This window comes from Cellulosimicrobium composti, assembly GCF_010287905.1.
In the GTDB taxonomy this organism is placed as follows: Bacteria; Actinomycetota; Actinomycetes; order Actinomycetales; family Cellulomonadaceae; genus Cellulosimicrobium; species Cellulosimicrobium composti.
On the sequence record NZ_JAAFAN010000030.1, the window covers coordinates 1 to 19170 of the forward strand.

At 70.7% G+C, this 19170-nt stretch carries 15 protein-coding genes; 11 read left to right on the forward strand and 4 right to left on the reverse strand.

Features of this window, described 5'->3' with window-relative positions; translation table 11 throughout:
• Window positions 1-64 precede the first annotated feature (64 nt).
• The 8 genes from GYH36_RS10265 (at window position 65) to nrdF (ending at window position 10939) form a co-directional block, all read left to right on the forward strand.
• Window positions 65-1051 carry a carbohydrate ABC transporter permease gene (locus GYH36_RS10265; protein WP_115942950.1) on the forward strand — a complete coding sequence of 329 codons (987 nt, stop codon included), beginning with the start codon at window positions 65-67 and terminating at the stop codon, window positions 1049-1051.
• Window positions 1051-1977 (forward strand): carbohydrate ABC transporter permease, encoded by a 927-nt coding sequence (locus GYH36_RS10270; protein WP_115942949.1) that lies wholly within the window; start codon window positions 1051-1053, stop codon window positions 1975-1977. The genes GYH36_RS10265 and GYH36_RS10270 overlap by 1 nt, the downstream gene beginning before the upstream one ends.
• A gap of 49 nt (window positions 1978-2026) precedes the next feature.
• Window positions 2027-4324: an alpha-xylosidase gene (yicI, locus tag GYH36_RS10275; RefSeq protein WP_162289798.1), complete on the forward strand. Its 2298-nt coding sequence runs from the start codon at window positions 2027-2029 to the stop codon at window positions 4322-4324.
• 127 nt (window positions 4325-4451) lie between these two features.
• On the forward strand, window positions 4452-5942 hold the full coding sequence (locus GYH36_RS10280; protein WP_162289799.1) for a GH1 family beta-glucosidase: 1491 nt from the start codon (window positions 4452-4454) through the stop codon (window positions 5940-5942).
• A gap of 851 nt (window positions 5943-6793) precedes the next feature.
• Complete coding sequence (gene nrdH, locus GYH36_RS10285) at window positions 6794-7039, forward strand: glutaredoxin-like protein NrdH (protein WP_024839280.1); 246 nt, start codon at window positions 6794-6796, stop codon at window positions 7037-7039.
• 82 nt (window positions 7040-7121) lie between these two features.
• Window positions 7122-7553 carry a class Ib ribonucleoside-diphosphate reductase assembly flavoprotein NrdI gene (nrdI, locus tag GYH36_RS10290; protein ID WP_024839279.1) on the forward strand — a complete coding sequence of 144 codons (432 nt, stop codon included), beginning with the start codon at window positions 7122-7124 and terminating at the stop codon, window positions 7551-7553.
• A 47-nt stretch (window positions 7554-7600) separates the two neighbouring features.
• A complete protein-coding gene (gene nrdE / locus GYH36_RS10295) occupies window positions 7601-9727 on the forward strand; it encodes a class 1b ribonucleoside-diphosphate reductase subunit alpha (protein WP_051471411.1) in 2127 nt (708 codons plus the stop codon).
• Between the two features lie 231 nt (window positions 9728-9958).
• The gene (nrdF, locus tag GYH36_RS10300) at window positions 9959-10939 is read left to right on the forward strand and encodes a class 1b ribonucleoside-diphosphate reductase subunit beta (protein ID WP_024839277.1); all 981 of its coding nucleotides are present in this window, start codon (window positions 9959-9961) and stop codon (window positions 10937-10939) included.
• Between the two features lie 112 nt (window positions 10940-11051).
• Here nrdF and GYH36_RS10305 read toward each other — a convergent pair whose 3' ends face one another.
• The 4 genes from GYH36_RS10305 to GYH36_RS10320 all read right to left on the reverse strand — a co-directional run bounded on the left by GYH36_RS10305 (window position 11052) and on the right by GYH36_RS10320 (window position 14733).
• Window positions 11052-12143 carry a linear amide C-N hydrolase gene (locus GYH36_RS10305; RefSeq protein ID WP_155098586.1) on the reverse strand — a complete coding sequence of 364 codons (1092 nt, stop codon included), beginning with the start codon at window positions 12141-12143 and terminating at the stop codon, window positions 11052-11054.
• A 382-nt stretch (window positions 12144-12525) separates the two neighbouring features.
• A complete protein-coding gene (locus GYH36_RS10310) occupies window positions 12526-13263 on the reverse strand; it encodes an alpha/beta fold hydrolase (RefSeq protein WP_203231753.1) in 738 nt (245 codons plus the stop codon).
• Window positions 13264-13354: 91 nt separating this feature from the next.
• Window positions 13355-13921 carry a DJ-1/PfpI family protein gene (locus tag GYH36_RS10315; protein ID WP_024839274.1) on the reverse strand — a complete coding sequence of 189 codons (567 nt, stop codon included), beginning with the start codon at window positions 13919-13921 and terminating at the stop codon, window positions 13355-13357.
• Window positions 13922-13974: 53 nt separating this feature from the next.
• Entirely contained in the window at window positions 13975-14733 is a 759-nt protein-coding gene (locus GYH36_RS10320) for a GntR family transcriptional regulator (protein WP_024839273.1), read from the reverse strand.
• 200 nt (window positions 14734-14933) lie between these two features.
• Here GYH36_RS10320 and GYH36_RS10325 point away from each other — a divergent pair, with 200 nt between their 5' ends.
• The 3 genes from GYH36_RS10325 (at window position 14934) to GYH36_RS10335 (ending at window position 19162) form a co-directional block, all read left to right on the forward strand.
• Window positions 14934-16193, forward strand: coding sequence for an iron-containing alcohol dehydrogenase (locus GYH36_RS10325; RefSeq protein ID WP_246209333.1), 1260 nt, complete (start codon window positions 14934-14936; stop codon window positions 16191-16193).
• Complete coding sequence (locus GYH36_RS10330) at window positions 16190-17665, forward strand: NAD-dependent succinate-semialdehyde dehydrogenase (RefSeq protein ID WP_162289802.1); 1476 nt, start codon at window positions 16190-16192, stop codon at window positions 17663-17665. Before GYH36_RS10325 ends, GYH36_RS10330 begins: the two co-directional genes overlap by 4 nt.
• 147 nt (window positions 17666-17812) lie before the next feature.
• Window positions 17813-19162 carry an extracellular solute-binding protein gene (locus GYH36_RS10335; RefSeq protein ID WP_203231754.1) on the forward strand — a complete coding sequence of 450 codons (1350 nt, stop codon included), beginning with the start codon at window positions 17813-17815 and terminating at the stop codon, window positions 19160-19162.
• The last annotated feature ends 8 nt before the right edge of the window (window positions 19163-19170 follow it).

The window sequence follows — 19170 nt, forward strand, 5'->3', positions numbered from 1 at the left end:
CCCCCCCCCCCCCCCCCCCCCCCCCCGGCCCCCGCCCCGACGCCCTCCCGCGAAAGAGACCGTCATGACCACCCGCACCGACACCGAGCCCCAGGCCGGGCCCCGCCCCGCGCCCGCGGCGACGCGCACGCCGGCCGCCCGCCGCCGTCGTCGTCCCGCCTGGGTCCCGTACCTGCCCTACCTCCTGCCCGGCGCGGTGGCGTTCGTCGTCGTGATCGGCTACCCGTTCGCGATGAACGTCTACTACAGCCTGTTCAAGTGGCGCGGCGGCATGGCGCCCATGCGCTGGAACGGGCTCGGCAACTACGCCGACCTCCTGCACGACTCGGCGTTCTGGACGTCGTTCCAGAACTCGATCGCGATGATCCTCGCGATGGTCGTCGTGCCCACGCTCATCGGCCTCGTCCTCGCGGCCGTGCTGTTCGACTACCTCGGGCGGCGCTTCGGGCCGCGCGTCGCGGCGTTCCTGCGCGCGACGTACTACCTGCCGCAGATCCTGCCGGTCGCCGTCGCGGGCGTGCTGTGGAACTGGATCCTCAACTCCCAGACCGGCGCGCTCAACGTCATCCTGCGGGGGATCGGGATCGACAGCCCGCCGAACTGGCTGGGCGACACGACGACCGCCCTGCCGAGCGTCATGCTCGTGCTCATCTGGGTGCAGGTCGGCTACCCCGTCGTCATCTTCATGTCCGCGCTCCAGCGCGTGGACCCCGAGCTGTACGAGGCCGCCGAGCTCGACGGCGCGGGGTGGTGGCGCCGCTTCCGGGCCATCACGATCCCGCAGATCCGCCCCGAGACGTTCGTCGTCACGCTCACGTGCACGGTCGCGGCGCTCAAGGTGTTCGGGCCGATCTACGTGCTCACGCGCGGCGGCCCCGAGAGCTCGACCCTCGTGCCGAGCTACTACTCGTACCTGAACTTCTTCGACAAGTCGAAGGTCGGCTACGGCGCCGCGGTGGCGACCGTGCTCACCCTCGTCATCATCCTCGTCGCCGTCGTGATCCTCGCGCTCCAGAACCGCGCCGAGCGACGTGAGCAGGAGGGCCGCTGATGTCCACCGTCACCACCACCCCGACCGCGGGCGCCGCACCCGCCGCCGCGCCGTCGTCCGCCGCGCGCGGTCCCGTCCGGGCGACGCGCCCGGACGAGCGCTACCGCCGCGGCGTCGGCCGCTGGTTCGTGCTCGCCGCGGCGGTCGTCGTCGCCCTGCTCATGCTGTCGCCGTTCGTCATCATGGTGCTCAACGCGTTCAAGTCGCCGGCCGAGTACTCGCAGGACGGCCCGCTGAGCATCCCGAGCGAGCTGTACCTCGACGGCGTGCAGAACTTCTGGACGCGCACGAACTTCCCGCAGAAGCTCTGGAACTCCGTCTTCATCTCGGCGCTCGTCGCGGTGTTCGGCACGCTCCTGTCGCTGCTCAGCGCGTACGCGATCGGCGTCGGGCGCATCAAGGGCCGCCTGTGGATCGTCACGCTCTTCCTCGTGGCGAACATGCTCCCGCAGGAGGCGCTCATCTACCCGCTGTTCGACATGGCGCAGAAGGTCGGCCTGTCGAACTCGCCGTGGTCGATCATCATCATCTTCACCGTCATCCAGGCGGCGTTCGGCACGTACCTGCTCGCGTCCGTGCTCGGCACGTTCCCGCCCGCGCTGCTCGAGGCGGCCCAGCTCGACGGCGCCGGCCGCTGGCGCATCCTGTGGCAGGTCGTGTACCCGATCGTCAAGCCCACGCTCGGCGTCCTCATGATCTTCTTCTTCATCTGGACGTGGAACGAGTTCTTCATCCCACTCGTGATGCTCACGACCAACGACACGCAGACCATCCCCATCGCGCTCGCGTCGCTCCAGGGCGACCGGATGATGGACGCCCCGACGACCAACGCGGGCGCGCTCGTGTCGCTGATCCCCGCGCTGGTCTTCTTCCTCATCTTCCAGCGCACGCTCACCCGCGGCGTCACGGCCGGCGCCGTGAAGTGACGCGGCCCCCGAGACCCCGACGCACGCACCGACGAAGGAAGCACCACCGATGAAGTTCACCGACGGGTACTGGCAGGTCCGACCGGGCATGCACCCGCTCTACGCGGTCGAGGTCGACGACGTCCGCGCCGACGAGGCGGCCGGGACGCTCACCGTGTACGCGCCGACCGCGAAGATCCGCGGCCGTGGCGACACGCTCAACCGCCCCATGCTCACGACGACGTACTCGTCGCCCGCCCCGGGCGTCATCCGGGTGCGCGTCGAGCACCACCAGGGCGCGGTACGTCGCGGCCCGGCGTTCCGGGTCACGGGCGAGCCGGGGTTCCGGCCCGAGGTCGAGGTCCACGACGACGTCGCGGTCCTGCGGTCCAAGGACCTCGCCGTGCGCGTGCACCGCGGCGACCGGTGGCGCGTCGACTTCGAGGCGGACGGCGAGGTCCTCACGTCGTCGCTGCCGAAGTCGGTCGGGCACGTGACGTCCGACGACGGCGGCGCGTGGACCCACGAGCAGCTCGCGCTCGAGCCGGGCGAGCTCGTGTACGGCCTGGGGGAGCGGTTCGGGCCCTTCGTCAAGAACGGGCAGGTCGTCGACATCTGGAACGAGGACGGCGGGACGTCGAGCGAGCAGGCGTACAAGTCCGTGCCGCTCTACCTCACGACCAAGGGCTACGGGGTGTTCGTCGACCACCCGGAGAAGGTCTCGTTCGAGGTCGCCTCCGAGGTGAACACGCGCGTCCAGTTCTCCGTCGAGGGCCAGGCGCTGGAGTACCTCGTCATCCAGGGTCCGACGCCCAAGGACGTGCTGCGCCGCTACACCGCGCTCACCGGGCGCCCGGCGCGCGTGCCCGCGTGGTCGTTCGGGCTGTGGCTCACGACGTCGTTCACGACGAGCTACGACGAGCAGACCGTGAACGGGTTCATCGACGGGATGGCCGAGCGCGACCTGCCGCTGTCCGTCTTCCACTTCGACTGCTTCTGGATGCGCGAGTACCAGTGGGTCGACTTCGAGTGGGACCCGCGCACGTTCCCCGACCCCGAGGGCATGCTCCGCCGTCTGCACGACCGTGGCCTCAAGGTGTGCGTGTGGATCAACCCGTACGTCGCGCAGCGCTCGCCGCTGTTCGCCGAGGCCGCCGAGCAGGGGTTCCTCGTCCGGCGCGAGGACGGCTCCGTGTGGCAGTGGGACCTGTGGCAGGCGGGCATGGGGCTCGTCGACTTCACGAACCCCGAGGCGACCGCGTGGTACGTCGGCAAGCTCGAGGCGCTGCTCGACCAGGGCGTCGACTGCTTCAAGACCGACTTCGGCGAGCGCATCCCCGTCGACGGCATCGCGTGGCACGACGGCTCCGACCCGCGCAAGATGCACAACTACTACGCCCAGCTCTACAACGAGGCGGTCTTCCGGCTGCTCGAGCGCAAGCGCGGCCAGGGCGAGGCGGTGCTCTTCGCCCGGTCGGCGACGGCGGGCGGGCAGCAGTTCCCCGTGCACTGGGGCGGCGACTGCGACTCGACGTACGCGTCGATGGCCGAGTCGCTGCGCGGCGGCCTGTCGATGTCGATGTCCGGCTTCGGGTACTGGAGCCACGACATCGGCGGGTTCGAGGGCACGCCGGACCCCGGCGTCTTCAAGCGCTGGACGGCGTTCGGCCTGCTGTCCTCGCACTCGCGCCTGCACGGCTCGGGCTCGGTCCGCGTGCCGTGGGCGTTCGACGACGAGGCCGTCGACGTCACGCGCAAGTTCACGCACCTCAAGCTCTCGCTCATGCCGTACCTGGCGCGCGTGGCCGAGGAAGCGCACACGGACGGCGTGCCGATGATGCGACCGCTCGTGCTCGAGCTGCCGCACGACCGCGCGGGCTTCACCGCGGACACGCAGTACCTGCTCGGTGACGCCCTGCTCGTCGCGCCGGTCTTCCGCGCCGACGGCCGCGTCGAGTACTACGTGCCGGAGGGCACGTGGACGCGTCTCGTCCAGCCCGACGACGGCCCGGCCCTGAGCGAGACCGTGACGGGCCCGCGCTGGGTCACCGAGACGCACGGGTTCGACTCGCTCCCGGTGCTCGTGCGCCCGGGCACCGTCCTCCCGGTCGGCGCCCGCACCGACCGGCCCGACTACGACTGGGCCGACGGCGTCACGCTGCACGCGTTCGAGCTGCCCGACGGGTACGACGAGCGCGTCGTCGTCCCGGCCGCCGACGGCGCACCCGGGGCCACGTTCCGCGTGCGCCGGTCCGGCACGACCCTCACCGTGTCGTCCGACGACGCCGTGGCGGGCTGGTCCGTGCGGGCCGGCTCCGCGACGGCGGACGCTCACGGCGCGACGAGCGTGACGATCGACCTCGGCTGAGGACGTATCCTGGGCGGACGAACCATGGAAGCGCTCCCATGGTTCGTCCGCCCGGCCCGGCCACCGGCCACCGACCCGACCACCGTCGCGGACCGCGCCGTCCGACGACCGACCAGCGAGGACCTCCGTGACCACCGACACCACCGCCCCCGTCGACGTCGACGCCCAGACCGCCGCCGCGCCGTCGGGCCGCCGGACCTTCCCCACCGACTTCCTCTGGGGCTCCGCCACCGCCGCCTACCAGATCGAGGGCGCCGCCGCCGAGGGCGGGCGCACCCCGTCCATCTGGGACACGTACTCCCACACCCCCGGCCGCACCCTCAACGGCGACACCGGCGACGTCGCCGACGACCACTACCACCGGTGGCAGGAGGACGTGCAGCACATCGCCGACCTCGGCCTCGGCGCCTACCGGTTCTCCATCTCGTGGTCCCGCGTCCAGCCCGGCGGCACCGGCCCCCTCAACCCCGAGGGCGTCGCGTTCTACTCGCGCCTCGTCGACGCGCTCCTCGAGAAGGGCGTCAAGCCCGTCGTCACGCTCTACCACTGGGACCTCCCGCAGGAGCTCGAGGACGCCGGCGGCTGGGCCAACCGCGACACCGCGTACGCGTTCGCCGAGTACGCCCGCCACATGGCGCGCGAGCTCGGCGACCGGATCGACACGTGGACGACGCTCAACGAGCCGTGGTGCTCCGCCTACCTCGGCTACGGCTCCGGTGTGCACGCGCCCGGCCGCACCGAGCCCGCCGCGGCGCTCGCGGCCGTCCACCACCTCAACCTCGCGCACGGCCTCGCCGTCCAGGCGATCCGCGACGAGCTCGGCGAGGACGCGAAGACGTCCGTGACGCTCAACCTCCACGTCATCCGCCCCGACGACCCGACGTCCGCCGCGGACCTCGACGCCGTGCGGAAGATCGACGCCCTCGCCAACCGCGCCTTCCTCGGCCCCGTCCTCGACGGCGAGTACCCCGCCGACCTGCTCGCCGACACCGCCCACGTCAGCGACTGGTCGTTCGTGCAGGACGGCGACCTGGAGACCGTGCGCCAGCCGCTGTCGATCCTCGGCGTCAACTACTACTCGACCGTGCGCGTGCGCCACTTCTCCGGCGAGGGCGAGCGGTCCGAGAACGACGGCCACGGCGCGTCCACCCACAGCCCGTGGATCGGCGTCGACGACGTCGAGTTCGTCCAGCAGCCCGGCCCCTACACCGCGATGGGCTGGAACATCGAGCCCGCCGGCATGACCGAGCTCCTCGTCTCCCTCGCGCGCACCTACCCCGACCAGCCGCTCATGGTCACCGAGAACGGCGCCGCGTTCCACGACGAGGTGACCGTGGACGCCGACGGCACGCGCCGCGTCCACGACGACCGCCGTGTCGCCTACCTGCACGACCACGTGGACGCCGTCGGCGCCGCGATCGACGCGGGAGCCGACGTGCGCGGGTACTTCGCGTGGTCCCTCCTCGACAACTTCGAGTGGGGCTACGGCTACGACCGCCGGTTCGGCATCATCCGCGTCGACTACGACACGCTCGAGCGCACGTGGAAGGACTCCGCGCACTGGTACCGCCGGCTCGCGACGTCGTCCGTGCTGCCCGGGGTCGACGAGACCGCCTGAGCCGTCCCGCCCCGACGCCCGCCCGGAGTCCGCTCCGGGCGGGCGTCGTCGTGAGCGGGCGTTCTCGTGGGCGGGCGTCGTCGTGGGTCGGGTCCGCGGCCGGGCCTCCGCGGGCGGGGTCGCGGGTCTACCATCCGCCGCTCGTCCCTCGCGGCTCCCGCCAGACCCGCCACGACCCGCGACCCCGCCCGCTCCGGCCCGCCCGCTCGTCCGTCGTCGTGCCCGGGTGGACCGGGGCCTCGTCCCAGCGGACGGGCCGACTCTCGCCCGTGCTCCGGAGCGTCCGAGCGGCGGGTCGTGCGGTGCCCGCCGCGGTGACGTTTCTCGCACCTGACGGGGCGGTGGCGCGACACGCCGACGGGGCGCGACACGCCGACGAGTTCGAGGAGCGTCCTGTCCGGATTAGGGTGGTTTCGACCGGGCGTTCGAAGGGCGGTCCCGGTGGGTGCGGAGGGGTCCGCGGGCGCGCGCGACGGGTCGCACAGGGTGTGGACCGACGTCGTCCCCACCCTGTGGACGGGTGGTCGCCGACCGCGTGAAGACGCGGTTCTCCCGGCTCCACGGCGGTGGACGACGGGCTGTGGACGACCCCCTCCGAGGGGGTGTCAGAGGGTCCTGGGACCATGGATCCATGGCCCCTAGCACACCCCGGTGGGTGAAGTTCGACCACGACATCTAGTGCGGTGGCGCGGTGTCGACCACTAGGTATAGTGGTTGCACACCCAGGGGGCCGGAGGCCTTCTGGCGAATCACACAGTCGTAGTTCCACCGGTGTCCTTCGAGGTCAGAGACGTTTCTCCCTCCCCGAGGACCCGCCCAGGACAGAGCGCGAGAGACGAGGAGTCACCACCATGAGCGTCACGGTCTACAGCAAGCCGGCTTGCGTTCAGTGCGACGCGACGTACCGCGCTCTGGACAAGAAGGGCATCGAGTACTCGGTCGTCGACATCACGCAGGACGCCGAGGCGCTCGAGCTCGTGCGCGGGCTCGGCTACCTGCAGGCGCCCGTGGTCGTCGCCGGGGACGAGCACTGGTCCGGGTTCCGTCCGGACCAGATCAACGCCCTCGCGCAGAAGGTCTCCCCGGTCGTCGCCTGACCGGCCTCCCGGGTCGCCGCGAGGCGCCCCGGAACCCGTAGCACAGAGCAGGCGGAGCAGGGCAGGACGGAGGTGCGTCCCCGTGGGGTCGCTCGTGTACTTCTCCAGCGTCAGCGAGAACACGCACCGGTTCGTCCAGCGGCTCGACCTGCCGGCCCTCGGCATGGACGTCCAGCGCATCCCGCTGCGTCCGACCGAGGGCTTCCTGCGCGTCGAGGAGCCGTACGTGCTCATGGTCCCGACCTACGGGGGCGGCAACGAGGGCGGTGCCGTCCCGCGCCAGGTCGTGAAGTTCCTCAACGACGTGCACAACCGGTCGTTGATCCGCGGCGTCATCGCCGCGGGCAACACCAACTTCGGTGACGCGTACTGCATCGCCGGCGACATCATCTCCGCGAAGTGCCAGGTGCCCTACCTGTACGCCTTCGAACTCCTGGGAACAGCCGAGGACGCCGTGCGCGTCCGCGACGGATTGGGACGATTTTGGCAACGACAGTCACGGATTCCGGCGTGAACTCCGCGAGCGCAGCGGCGGGTGACGTCGCGCTCGCGCCCCAGCAGGTGCCGCTGACGAGCGCGCAGCTCGACTACCACGCGCTCAACGCGATGCTGAACCTCTACGGTCCGAACGGCGAGATCCAGTTCGACAAGGACCGTGAGGCCGCGCGGCAGTACTTCCTGCAGCACGTCAACCAGAACACGGTCTTCTTCCACGACCTCGCGGAGAAGCTCGACTACCTGGTCGATCACCAGTACTACGACCCCGAGGTCCTGGCGAAGTACGACCGCGAGTTCGTGAAGTCGCTGTTCGAGTTCGCGTACTCCAAGAAGTTCCGGTTCGAGACGTTCCTCGGCGCGTTCAAGTACTACACGTCGTACACCCTCAAGACGTTCGACGGGAAGCGGTACCTCGAGCGCTTCGAGGACCGCGTCTGCATGGTCGCGCTCGGTCTCGCCGACGGCAACGAGCAGGCCGCGCTCGACATCGTCGAGGAGGTCATCTCGGGCCGCTTCCAGCCCGCGACCCCGACGTTCCTCAACGTCGGCAAGGCGCAGCGCGGCGAGCCCGTGTCCTGCTTCCTGCTGCGCATCGAGGACAACATGGAGTCCATCGCGCGCGGCATCAACTCCGCGCTGCAGCTCTCCAAGCGCGGCGGCGGCGTCGCCCTGCTCCTGTCGAACATCCGCGAGCACGGCGCCCCGATCAAGCACATCGAGAACCAGTCGTCCGGCGTCATCCCCGTGATGAAGCTGCTCGAGGACTCGTTCTCCTACGCGAACCAGCTCGGCGCGCGCCAGGGCGCCGGTGCCGTGTACCTGCACGCGCACCACCCGGACATCCTGCGGTTCCTCGACACCAAGCGCGAGAACGCGGACGAGAAGATCCGCATCAAGACGCTGTCGCTCGGCGTCGTGATCCCCGACATCACGTTCGAGCTCGCCAAGAGGAACGAGGACATGTACCTCTTCTCGCCGTACGACGTCGAGCGCGTCTACGGCAAGCCGTTCGCCGACATCTCGATCACCGAGAAGTACGACGAGATGGTCGACGACTCGCGCATCCGCAAGACGAAGATCAAGGCGCGCGACTTCTTCCAGACGATCGCCGAGCTCCAGTTCGAGTCCGGCTACCCGTACATCATGTTCGAGGACACGGTGAACAAGGCGAACCCGATCAAGGGCCGCATCACCCACTCGAACCTGTGCTCGGAGATCCTCCAGGTCTCGACGCCGTCGACGTTCAACGAGGACCTCTCGTACGACCACGTCGGCCGCGACATCTCCTGCAACCTCGGCTCGCTCAACATCGCCAAGACGATGGACTCGCCCGACTTCGCGAAGACCATCGACACCGCGATCCGCGCGCTCACCGCCGTCTCCGACCAGACGAGCATCGAGTCCGTGCCGTCGGTCAAGCGCGCCAACGAGTCGGGTCACGCGATCGGCCTCGGCCAGATGAACCTCCACGGCTACCTCGCGCGCGAGCGGATCCACTACGGGTCCGAGGAGGGCATCGACTTCACGAACATCTACTTCTACACGGTCGCCTACCACGCGATCGCGGCGTCCAACCGCCTCGCGATCGAGCGCGGCCGCGCGTTCGGCGGCTTCGAGGAGTCGAAGTACGCGACGGGGGAGTACTTCGACAAGTACACCGACCAGGTGTGGGAGCCCGCCACGGAGCGCGTGCGCCAGCTCTTCGCCGACGCCGGCGTGCACATCCCCACGCAGGACGACTGGAAGGCCCTCAAGGCCTCCGTCATGGAGCACGGGATCTACAACCAGAACCTCCAGGCCGTCCCGCCGACGGGCTCGATCTCCTACATCAACAACTCGACGTCCTCGATCCACCCGGTGCCGTCGAAGATCGAGATCCGCAAGGAGGGCAAGATCGGGCGCGTCTACTACCCGGCGCCCTACCTGACGAACGACAACCTCGAGTACTACCAGGACGCGTACGAGATCGGCTACGAGAAGATCATCGACACGTACGCCGCCGCGACGCAGCACGTCGACCAGGGCCTGAGCCTCACGCTGTTCTTCAAGGACACGGTCACGACGCGCGACGTCAACCGCGCCCAGATCTACGCGTGGCGCAAGGGCATCAAGACGCTCTACTACATCCGTCTCCGCCAGATGGCCCTGGAGGGCACGGAGGTCGAGGGTTGCGTCTCGTGCATGCTCTAGTCCTCGGGTCACCGTCGCGGTGACTCTCCAGGGATGCGGGCACCGGTCTACCAGCCGGCCGCTCGTGCCTCGCGGCCTCCCGCCAGGCCCGCCACGACCGGCGCCCGCATCCCTTCCGGTCCCCGCTCGTCCGTCCGTCACCAGCACGCCTGGCGCGGTGCACGACGGCGTAGCGTTCGTTTCGTAGCCACCTCCCGGTCGGTCCGGGGTCAGCAGGAGAGAAGAAGGCAGATGTCGCCCACGGGGAAGCTCAAGCTCATCGATCGCGTGAGCGCGATCAACTGGAACCGTCTCGAGGACGAGAAGGACCTCGAGGTGTGGGACCGCCTCGTCGGGAACTTCTGGCTGCCCGAGAAGGTGCCGGTGTCGAACGACATCCAGTCGTGGCACACGCTCACCGAGCAGGAGCAGCAGCTCACGATGCGGGTGTTCACGGGCCTGACGCTGCTCGACACGATCCAGGGCACGGTCGGCGCGGTGTCGCTCATCCCGGACGCGCTCACGCCGCACGAGGAGGCGGTGTACACGAACATCGCGTTCATGGAGTCGGTGCACGCCAAGAGCTACTCGTCGATCTTCTCGACGCTGTGCTCGACGCGCGAGATCGACGACGCGTTCCGGTGGTCGGAGGAGAACCCGAACCTCCAGCGCAAGGCCGAGATCGTCATGGAGTACTACAAGGGCGACTCGCCGCTCAAGCGCAAGGTCGCGAGCACGCTGCTCGAGTCGTTCCTGTTCTACTCCGGCTTCTACCTGCCGATGTACTGGTCGTCGCGCGCCAAGCTCACGAACACGGCCGACCTCATCCGCCTCATCATCCGCGACGAGGCGGTGCACGGGTACTACATCGGCTACAAGTTCCAGAAGGGCCTCGAGAAGCTCTCCCCGGAGGAGCGCGACGAGCTCAAGGCGTACACGTTCGAGCTGCTCTTCGAGCTGTACGACAACGAGGTGCAGTACACGGAGGACCTCTACGACGGCGTCGGGCTCACCGAGGACGTCAAGAAGTTCCTGCGGTACAACGCGAACAAGGCGCTCATGAACCTCGGGTACGAGGCGCTGTTCCCCAAGGACGAGACCGACGTCAACCCGGCGATCCTCTCCGCGCTGTCGCCGAACGCCGACGAGAACCACGACTTCTTCTCCGGGTCCGGGTCGTCGTACGTCATCGGCAAGGCCGTCAACACGACGGACGACGACTGGGACTTCTAGGGCTCGTCACCGACGCGCTCGCCGAGCGAGCCGAAGGCCCGGACCGCGATGTCGCGGTCCGGGCCTTGTCGTGTCGGCTCGGCGACGGCCCCGGTGGTGGGGCCGTCGCGCGTCACGCAGCCTGGTCCTTCTTCTTGCCCACGAGGCTCTGCACGGCCTGGGCGACCGCCGCGAACTCGTCCTGCTTGCGGGCGACGAGCTCGAGGGCCTCGGTGCCGGTGGCCAGCACCTCCCGGCCCACCTCGCCGACATCCGCGAAGTGGTGGCTCGCGTTGCCCGAGAGGCCGCCCTCGAGCGCGAGTCGTCCCACCAGGTCGAGCTTGAGGACCTTGGTGCCCTCGTTGAAGCTCAGATCGGCGAAGTCCACCCACACGATGTTCGGCCGGGTGGTGGACTCGTAGGCGTAGCGCTTGTTCGTGAGGTCGAGCACGACCTGCCAGATGGTCTGCGACGCGTCCGGCTTGCCCTCCTCCGGCGTGCGGAACGGCTGCGCGGCGTTGCGGATGATGCTGAACATCGCCGACATCGCCTCGATCTGGGTCTTCGGCTGCTTCTGGTGCGCCACGTAGAACGAGGCGCGCGCGAAGCGGTCGCTGGCCAGCGTCGAGCCGGGGAGCGGCTTGTCCCCGCCGAGGCCCTCGACCTGCGTGACGAGCTCGAGCTGCTTGTCGAACGTGGGGGAGTTGGTCATGACCTGGTACTCGCGGCCGTGGTAGACCTTCGGCGTGCCGTCCGTGTACTCGATGATCGCGGAGTCGCCGGTCGCGTCGTCGATCGCCAGGTGCAGCGTGGGGACCAGGTGCCCGGTCGGGTCGAAGAGCTGGGCGATCTGCACCTGCGACTCCTTCGTCCAGGCGACCGCCTCCGCCACCGTCGCGAAGTTGTCGAGGTAGTACTGCAGCCACACCGCCTGGCTGAGCTGCGTGGCGTCGGCCGCCGGCTTGCCGTAGTCGGACTCCGCCAGCCACAGGATGTGGCCCGCGAACCCTTCCTCGTTCATGCCGTCGGTCGCGATCAGGTCGAACGCCGTCGCGACGACGCTCCCGTACTTCGCTCTCCAGGTCAGGTTGCCGTGGACACCGTCGGAGCGCTCGATGCCGCGGGGGTATTTCCAGAGGTTGGTGAGCAGGTCCATGTGGAAATCCATGTTTCGGCCGACGATGACGGCACCATTGGCATCAGGCCAGACAACTCGTGTGCACATGAGCGCTGCACATCCTCTCGTCAATGTGAGCCCGCCTGAGTCCGCGAGGACCCGCAGGCTCTTTGGAGGCTATCCGGCCTGCGCCGAACGCGACGGACAAGGAGATGAATTCACCCCGGTGATCCACCCGGGCGTCACCCCGTGCGTCACCCGTCCGTCGGGGCGCGTCGGCGCGCCACGACGCCCGGGACGGGTGGCACGTCCCCTTCCTGAGGAGACGTCCGCGACCGGGTCTCCTCCGGATCCGAACTGCCGGGACGGGCGTACAGACGGCAATTGTCCGACCGCATTGCAGGCTCCGGAACAACGCGTCCTCGTGGCGTCGGGCGGGGCCCGTGCCGGTGGCGAAGAATGCGCGGGGCCGCCCGCTGCGGCGCCTTTCTTACGGCACGAGGAACTGTGCCAGCAGACGGTGGAAGGCGTCCGGGTGCTCGACCGCCGGGACGTGCCCGCAGCGCCCGAGCACGTGCAGCCGGACGTCGGGCAGGTGGTCGAGGAACGGCAGCGCCGCGGTGCGCAGGGGAGTGAGGCGGTCCTGCGCGCCGTGGACGAGCAGCACGGGCACCCGGACCTCGGACAGCTCACGGCTGGACAGGGTCAGGTCCTCGGCCCACCGCTCCCGCGGCGGGGGGAACATCGTGGCGAAGGACGACGCGTCGGCGCGCATCGCCTCCGCACGCGCCTCGACCGCCGCCTCGGTGACGTGTGCCGGGTCGAGGAAGAGTCGGCTCAGCATGTCCCGCGCGCCGCGTCGGTCGGGCGTGGCGCCCCAGACCGCGTCGAGGTCCGGCGACAGCGGCGCTCCCGGCGCACCCATCGCCGCGACCCCCACGACGGCGGTGACGTTCCGGGGCCGTGCGGCGGCCAGCGCCAGTGCCACGGCACCACCCATGGAGTGGCCCACCACCGCGTAGGTGCCGATGCCGAGCGCGTCCATCAGGCCCGCGGCCTGCTCGGTCCACACGCGCAGGCCGCCCCGCGACCCCGCGGGCAGCGGCGTGCGACCGAACCCCGCGTGGTCCGGGGCCACCACGCGCCACGACTGGCTCAACGCCGCGGCGGTCGCCGACCACGCGCCCGAGCCGGTCGTGCCCGGGCCGGATCCGTGCAGCAGGAGCACCGCAGGACCGTCGCCCGCCTCGAGCACCCGGACGGGTGAGCCCGCGACGTCGACGGTCCTGCTCGGGGCCCCGGGGGCACGCGGTCCGCGCTCAGGCAACCGTGCCGACCGACTTGTCGAAGACCTCCATCATCACGCGGCCGAACTTCGGCATGTCCGGCCAGCCTCGGCACGACACGAGGTTGCCGTCGACGACGTCGGGCGCGTCGATCACCGTGGCGCCGGCGTTCTCCATGTCGCCCGTGATGGGCGGGAAGCACGCCGTCTTCCGGCCCTTGAGCAGCCCGTAGACCGCAGGGACCTGCGCACCGTGGCACACCAGCGCGATCGGCAGGTCGCGGGCGAAGAAGTGCTCCGTGATGCGCCGGACGTGCGCGTCGACCCGGATCCACTCGGGCGCGCGGCCGCCGGGGATGATCAGGGCGTCGTACCGCTCGAGGTCGACGTCGGCCCACGGGACGTCGACCGGCAGCTTGCGCCCGTTCTTCTCGACGTAGGCGTCGGAGCCGGGGTCGAACTCGTGGATGACGAGCTGGACGTCGCGCATCGTCCGTGACGACACGTCGACGTCCCAGCCGCCCTCCTGCACGCGGTAGTAGGGGTACATCGTGTCGAGCTCCTCGGCGGCGTCGCCGGTCAGGAGCAGAGCTCTGGGCACGTGCTTCTCCTCGCATTCGTCGTTGAATGGCTTGATCCGATCGGATCGGATTGTCAGTCAGGATTCACCGCGACGCCCGATCCGTCAACCCCTGCGGCGCCTTCGCCCTCCGGTCCCGTCTCGAACAGGCGGCGGATCCGGTCCCCGGAGAGCAGGATGTGCCGGCGCATCGCGTAGGCGGCCGCGTCGGGGTCGCGCGCGGCGATCGCGGCGAGCACGTCCTCGTGCTCGTGCGTGGCGAGGTCGGTGACCTGGGCGTCGTATACCAGCCGGAACAGGTGCACGTGCGCGTGCATCCGGGCCAGGGCCTCGCGGATCACGCGGTTACCGCCGCTCGTGGCCACGACGTCGTGGAACGCCGCGTCGAGCAGCCCGAACTCGCCGTAGGCCGTGTGCCCGTCCGAGAGCGCCGCCATCTCGTCCAGCACCGCGCGCAGCCGGGCGAGCTGCTTCGCCGAGGCGCGCTCCGCGGCGCGTCGCGCCGCGGCGGGCTCGAGCAGCAGGCGCGCCTCCAGCATGTCCTCGAACCGCTCCCGCGTGATCTGCGGGGGGATGCGGTAGCCGGCGTTGGGCACGCGAACGACGAGGTCGTCGGCCTCCAGGCGGTTGAGAGCGGCCCGGATCGGGGTCTGCGAGACCCCGAGCTCGCGCGCCAGGGCGTCGACGGTGACGCGCGACCCGGGCTCGATCCGCTGCGACATCAGCTGGGTGAGCAGCGTGTCGTAGACCTTGTCCGCCGGGCGGCGGCGCGCCTTCCTCGCCGACGCCTCGGGCCGGTCCTCGTCGGTCCGCTCGTCGCGCTCGTCCGTCACCGCAGCGTCCACCTCGTGGGGGCTCCCTTCGTGGGTCGAGTCGCAGAACCTGTTGACACCAACTGTTCCACTACTCCATGATCTGGATCGATCGGATCGGATCCGATCGTATCGGAACGAGTGCACGTGACGTGACCAACGGCGGCCGCGGAACGACCACATCTTCACTCACCCTCTAGCTCCCGGAGTTTCCCATGAGCATGCTCGGCTTCCTGCGCGGGCCACGAGAGATCTTGTTCGGAGCCGGACAGCGCCACGCGCTGGGAACCGTGACCGCGTCTCTCGGGTCTCACGCCCTGATCTGCACCGACGCCCGCTTCGGGCGCACGAGCGACTTCGCCGGGCTGGTCGGTCTGATCGAGGGCGCGGGCGTCCGCGTGACGGTCTTCGCGGAGGCGCTGCCCGACGTCCCGGTGCACCAGGTGGAGCAGGTCGCCGAGCTCGCCGCGGAGGCGGGCCCGGACGTCGTCGTCGGCATGGGCGGGGGCAGCTGCCTCGACCTCGCCAAGGCCGCGGCCGTCGTCATCACCCACGGTGGCCGCGCGTCGGACTACTACGGCGAGCTCCGCGTGCCCGGGCCGGTGCTCCCGGTGGTCGCGCTGCCCACCACGGCGGGGACGGGCTCGGAGGTGACGCCCGTGGCCGTGCTGACCGACCCCGACCGCGTGAGCAAGGTGGGCATCTCGAGCCCGCACCTCGTCCCGCACACGGCCGTGTGCGACCCGGAGCTCACGCTCGGCTGCCCGCCGGCGCTCACCGCGAGCGCGGGGGCCGACGCGTTGTCGCACGCGATCGAGTCGTTCACCGCGGTGCGCCGCCCGGCGACCGCCGAGCTCGGCACCGAGCGCGTCTTCGTGGGCAAGAACGAGCTCACCGACATGTACGCGCTCCGGGGGATCCGTCTCATCGCGCACCACCTGCGGCGCGCGGTCGAGGTCCCGGACGACCGGGAGGCGCGCGAGGCGATGATGCTCGGGGCGACGGCCGGGGGATTCGCGCTCGGCAGCGCCGGGACGGCCGCGGCGCACGCGCTCCAGTACCCGGTCGGTGCGCTCACCCACACGCCGCACGGGGTCGGTGTCGGCGCACTGCTGCCGTACGTGATGGAGTACAACCGGCCCGTCCGCGTGCCCGAGCTGGCCGCGGTCGCCGTGGCGCTGGGCGCCGACCCGGGCGCGCCGCCCGAGGCCCTGGCCGACGAGGCGATCGACCGGACGGCGGCGCTGCTGGCGTCCGTGGGCATCCCCTCGACCCTCGCCGAGATCGGTCTGCCGGCCGACCGGCTGCGGTGGACCGCGGAGCAGTCGCTCCAGGCCCAGCGGCTCGTCGCGAACAACCCGCGCCCGCTCGACGTCGACGCTCTCGAGCGCATCGTGCGCGCCGCGCACTCCGGCGACCGCGCCGCGCTGCGCGACGACGTCCGTCCGCAGGCCCCGGCGACGACGGCAGGTGTGCGATGAGCGTCCTCCACGACACCATGCGCCCCGTCCTCGACGGGATCGACGTGCCCACCGACCTCCTCGTGGGTGGACGGTGGCGTCCCGCCCGCGGAGACCGGCGGATCGAGGTCCGCGACCCCGCGACGGGGGAGGTCCTCGCGACGGTCGCCGACGCCGACCTCGACGACGCGCGGGCGGCGGTGGACGCGGCCGCCGCCGCCGCGGCCGCGTGGGCCGCGACCTCCCCGCGGCACCGGGCCGGCGTCCTCCTGCGGGCCTTCGAGCTCATGACGGAGCGGAGCGAGGACCTCGCCCGGCTGATCGCGCTCGAGAACGGCAAGGCGCTCCCCGACGCGCGGTCGGAGGTGGCCTACGCCGCGGAGTTCTTCCGGTGGTACGCGGAGGAGTGCGTCCGCGTGCGCGGCCAGCTCGGCGTCGCCCCCAGCGGCGCGAACCGGCTACTGGTGACCTACCAGCCCGTGGGCGTCAGCGTCCTCGTCACGCCGTGGAACTTCCCCGCGGCGATGGCCACCCGGAAGATCGCCCCCGCCCTGGCGGCGGGGTGCACGGCGGTGCTGAAGCCGGCGACGGAGACGCCGCTCACGGCGTTCGCCGTCGCGGCCCTGCTGGAGCAGGCGGGGATGCCGCCCGGCGTGCTCAACGTCGTCACGACGTCGACCGCCGGCCCCGTCGTCGCGGCGATGCTGGAGGACCACCGCACGCGCATGGTGTCGTTCACCGGCTCGACGGAGGTGGGCCGGCGGCTCCTGCGCACCGCCGCCGACCGCGTCCTCAAGTGCGCGATGGAGCTCGGGGGCAACGCCCCGTTCCTCGTCCTCGCGGACGCGGACCTGGACGCGGCGCTGGACGGCGCCATGGTCGCCAAGATGCGCAACGGCGGCCAGGCGTGCACGGCCGCCAACCGGTTCTTCGTCGAGGACGCGGCCCACGACGCGTTCGTCGAGGGCCTCGTGGCGCGGATGGCGGCGGTCCGCGTCGGCCCCGGGACCGAGGAGGGCACCCAGTGCGGCCCGCTCGTCAACGCGGGCGCCGTCCGCAAGGTCGACGAGCTCGTGCGCGACGCGGTGGACCGCGGCGCCCGGGCGGTGCTGGGGGGCCACCCCGTCGACGGACCGGGCTGCTTCTACGCGCCGACGGTGCTGGTCGACGTCCCGCGCGACGCGCGCGTCCTGCACGAGGAGATCTTCGGACCCGTCGCCCCGGTCGTGCGCGTCGGGGACGCGGAGGAGGCGCTCGCCCTCGCCAACGACACGGACCTCGGTCTCGTCAGCTACCTCTACACCGGCGACCTGGCCCGGGGTCTGCGGCTCGCGGAGCGCCTCGAGTCCGGGATGGTCGGCCTCAACCGGGGCCTCGTCTCCGATCCCGCCGCACCGTTCGGCGGCACCAAGCAGAGCGGCCTCGGTCGCGAGGGGAGCTCGGAGGGGCTCCTCGAGTTCATGGAGGCCCAGTACGTCGCCACGTCGTGGTGACGTGACGCCCCCGGTCAGTCACGAAGGAACAACCCGGCAACACCCGACCCAGGAAGCAGGAGCATGATGCGAAGCGAGAGGCGAGCGGGGCGCAGATCACTCCCCGTCCGACAGGCGCGGCTGGCGACGACGGCGGTCGCGGCCGCGGTGGCCACGGCGACGGTCCTGGGGGCGTGCGGCGGCGGCGGTGGCACGGCGGAGGCGGGTGGGGCGACGGCGCCCGCCACCGTCCCCGAGCTGACCGACGAGCCGCTGACCCTCAGCTTCATCTGGTTCGAGTGGCCACCGGCGCAGGCGCTGGAGGACTTCGCGAACGCGGAGTACACCAAGGAACGGCCGAACGTGACCGTCGAGGTCAACACGGTGCCCAACGCGAACTGGCACGACGCGATGTTCACGCAGTTCGCCGCGCGGCAGACCGACTTCGACATCGCGATCCTGGACTCGCAGCACATCGGCGAGGCCGTGACGAACGGCAACATCGTCGAGCTCACCGAGTTCATCGAGGGCAACATCGAGACGGACGCCTTCGACCCGTACCTCCTGGCCGCGTACGGCCAGTACCCCCAGGCCGAGACCGGCAAGCGCGACGAGTCCGCGAGCATGTACGGGCTCCCGCTGCTGGGCGACACGTGGACGATGATCTACCGCAAGGACCTGATCGGCGACGAGCCGCCGCAGTCCTGGGACGAGATGATCGCGGTCGCCGAGCAGTGCCAGGCGGACAACCCGGGGGTGAGCGGTCTCGCCTTCCACCAGGCCAACGGCTCGGACGCCGCCGCCGTCACGTACAACACGGTCAACGGCCTGTACGGCGGGAACCTGTGGGACGCGGCGTCGCGCCAGATCGACGGCGTCCTCAACGACGAGGCCGGGCACCGGGCGATGGACGTCCTGGTCAACGAGATGAAGCCGCTCACCGCCGCGGGCTCGGGCAACTGGTTCATCGACGAGGTCAACGCGGCCGTCGCGCAGGGCAAGGCCTGCATCGCGTTCAACTGGATCGCCGCGAGCGGCGGGCTGCTCGACCCCGAGCAGTCCACGCTCGGCGCGACGCGCGAGGAGATCCTCGACACGCTCGGCTTCGCGACGCTGCCGACGCAGGAGACGGACCTCGTGCCGCTCGGCGGGATGGGCATGCACGTCTCGGCGTACGCCGCTGCCGAGCACCAGGCGGAGGCCCTCAACTTCATGAAGTGGTTCCTCCAGGAGGACACCCAGAAGAAGTGGGCCGCGGCCGGCGGCGTGCCGTCCCGCACGGACGCCCTGGAGTCGCCCGAGTTCCTCGAGGCCGGGCCGTTCAACCAGGTGTACGCCGACTCCGTCTCGCGCATGCGGGACATGTGGAACGTGCCGGAGTACGCGCGCCTCGTCGACATCGAGAACACGAGCGTCAACGCTGCGCTCAACGGCGCCATGGACCCGCGGGAGGCGCTCGACACGATCGCCGTCGAGCAGCAGCAGATCCTCGACTCCAGCGGCAGCGGCGGGCTCTGACCCATGGT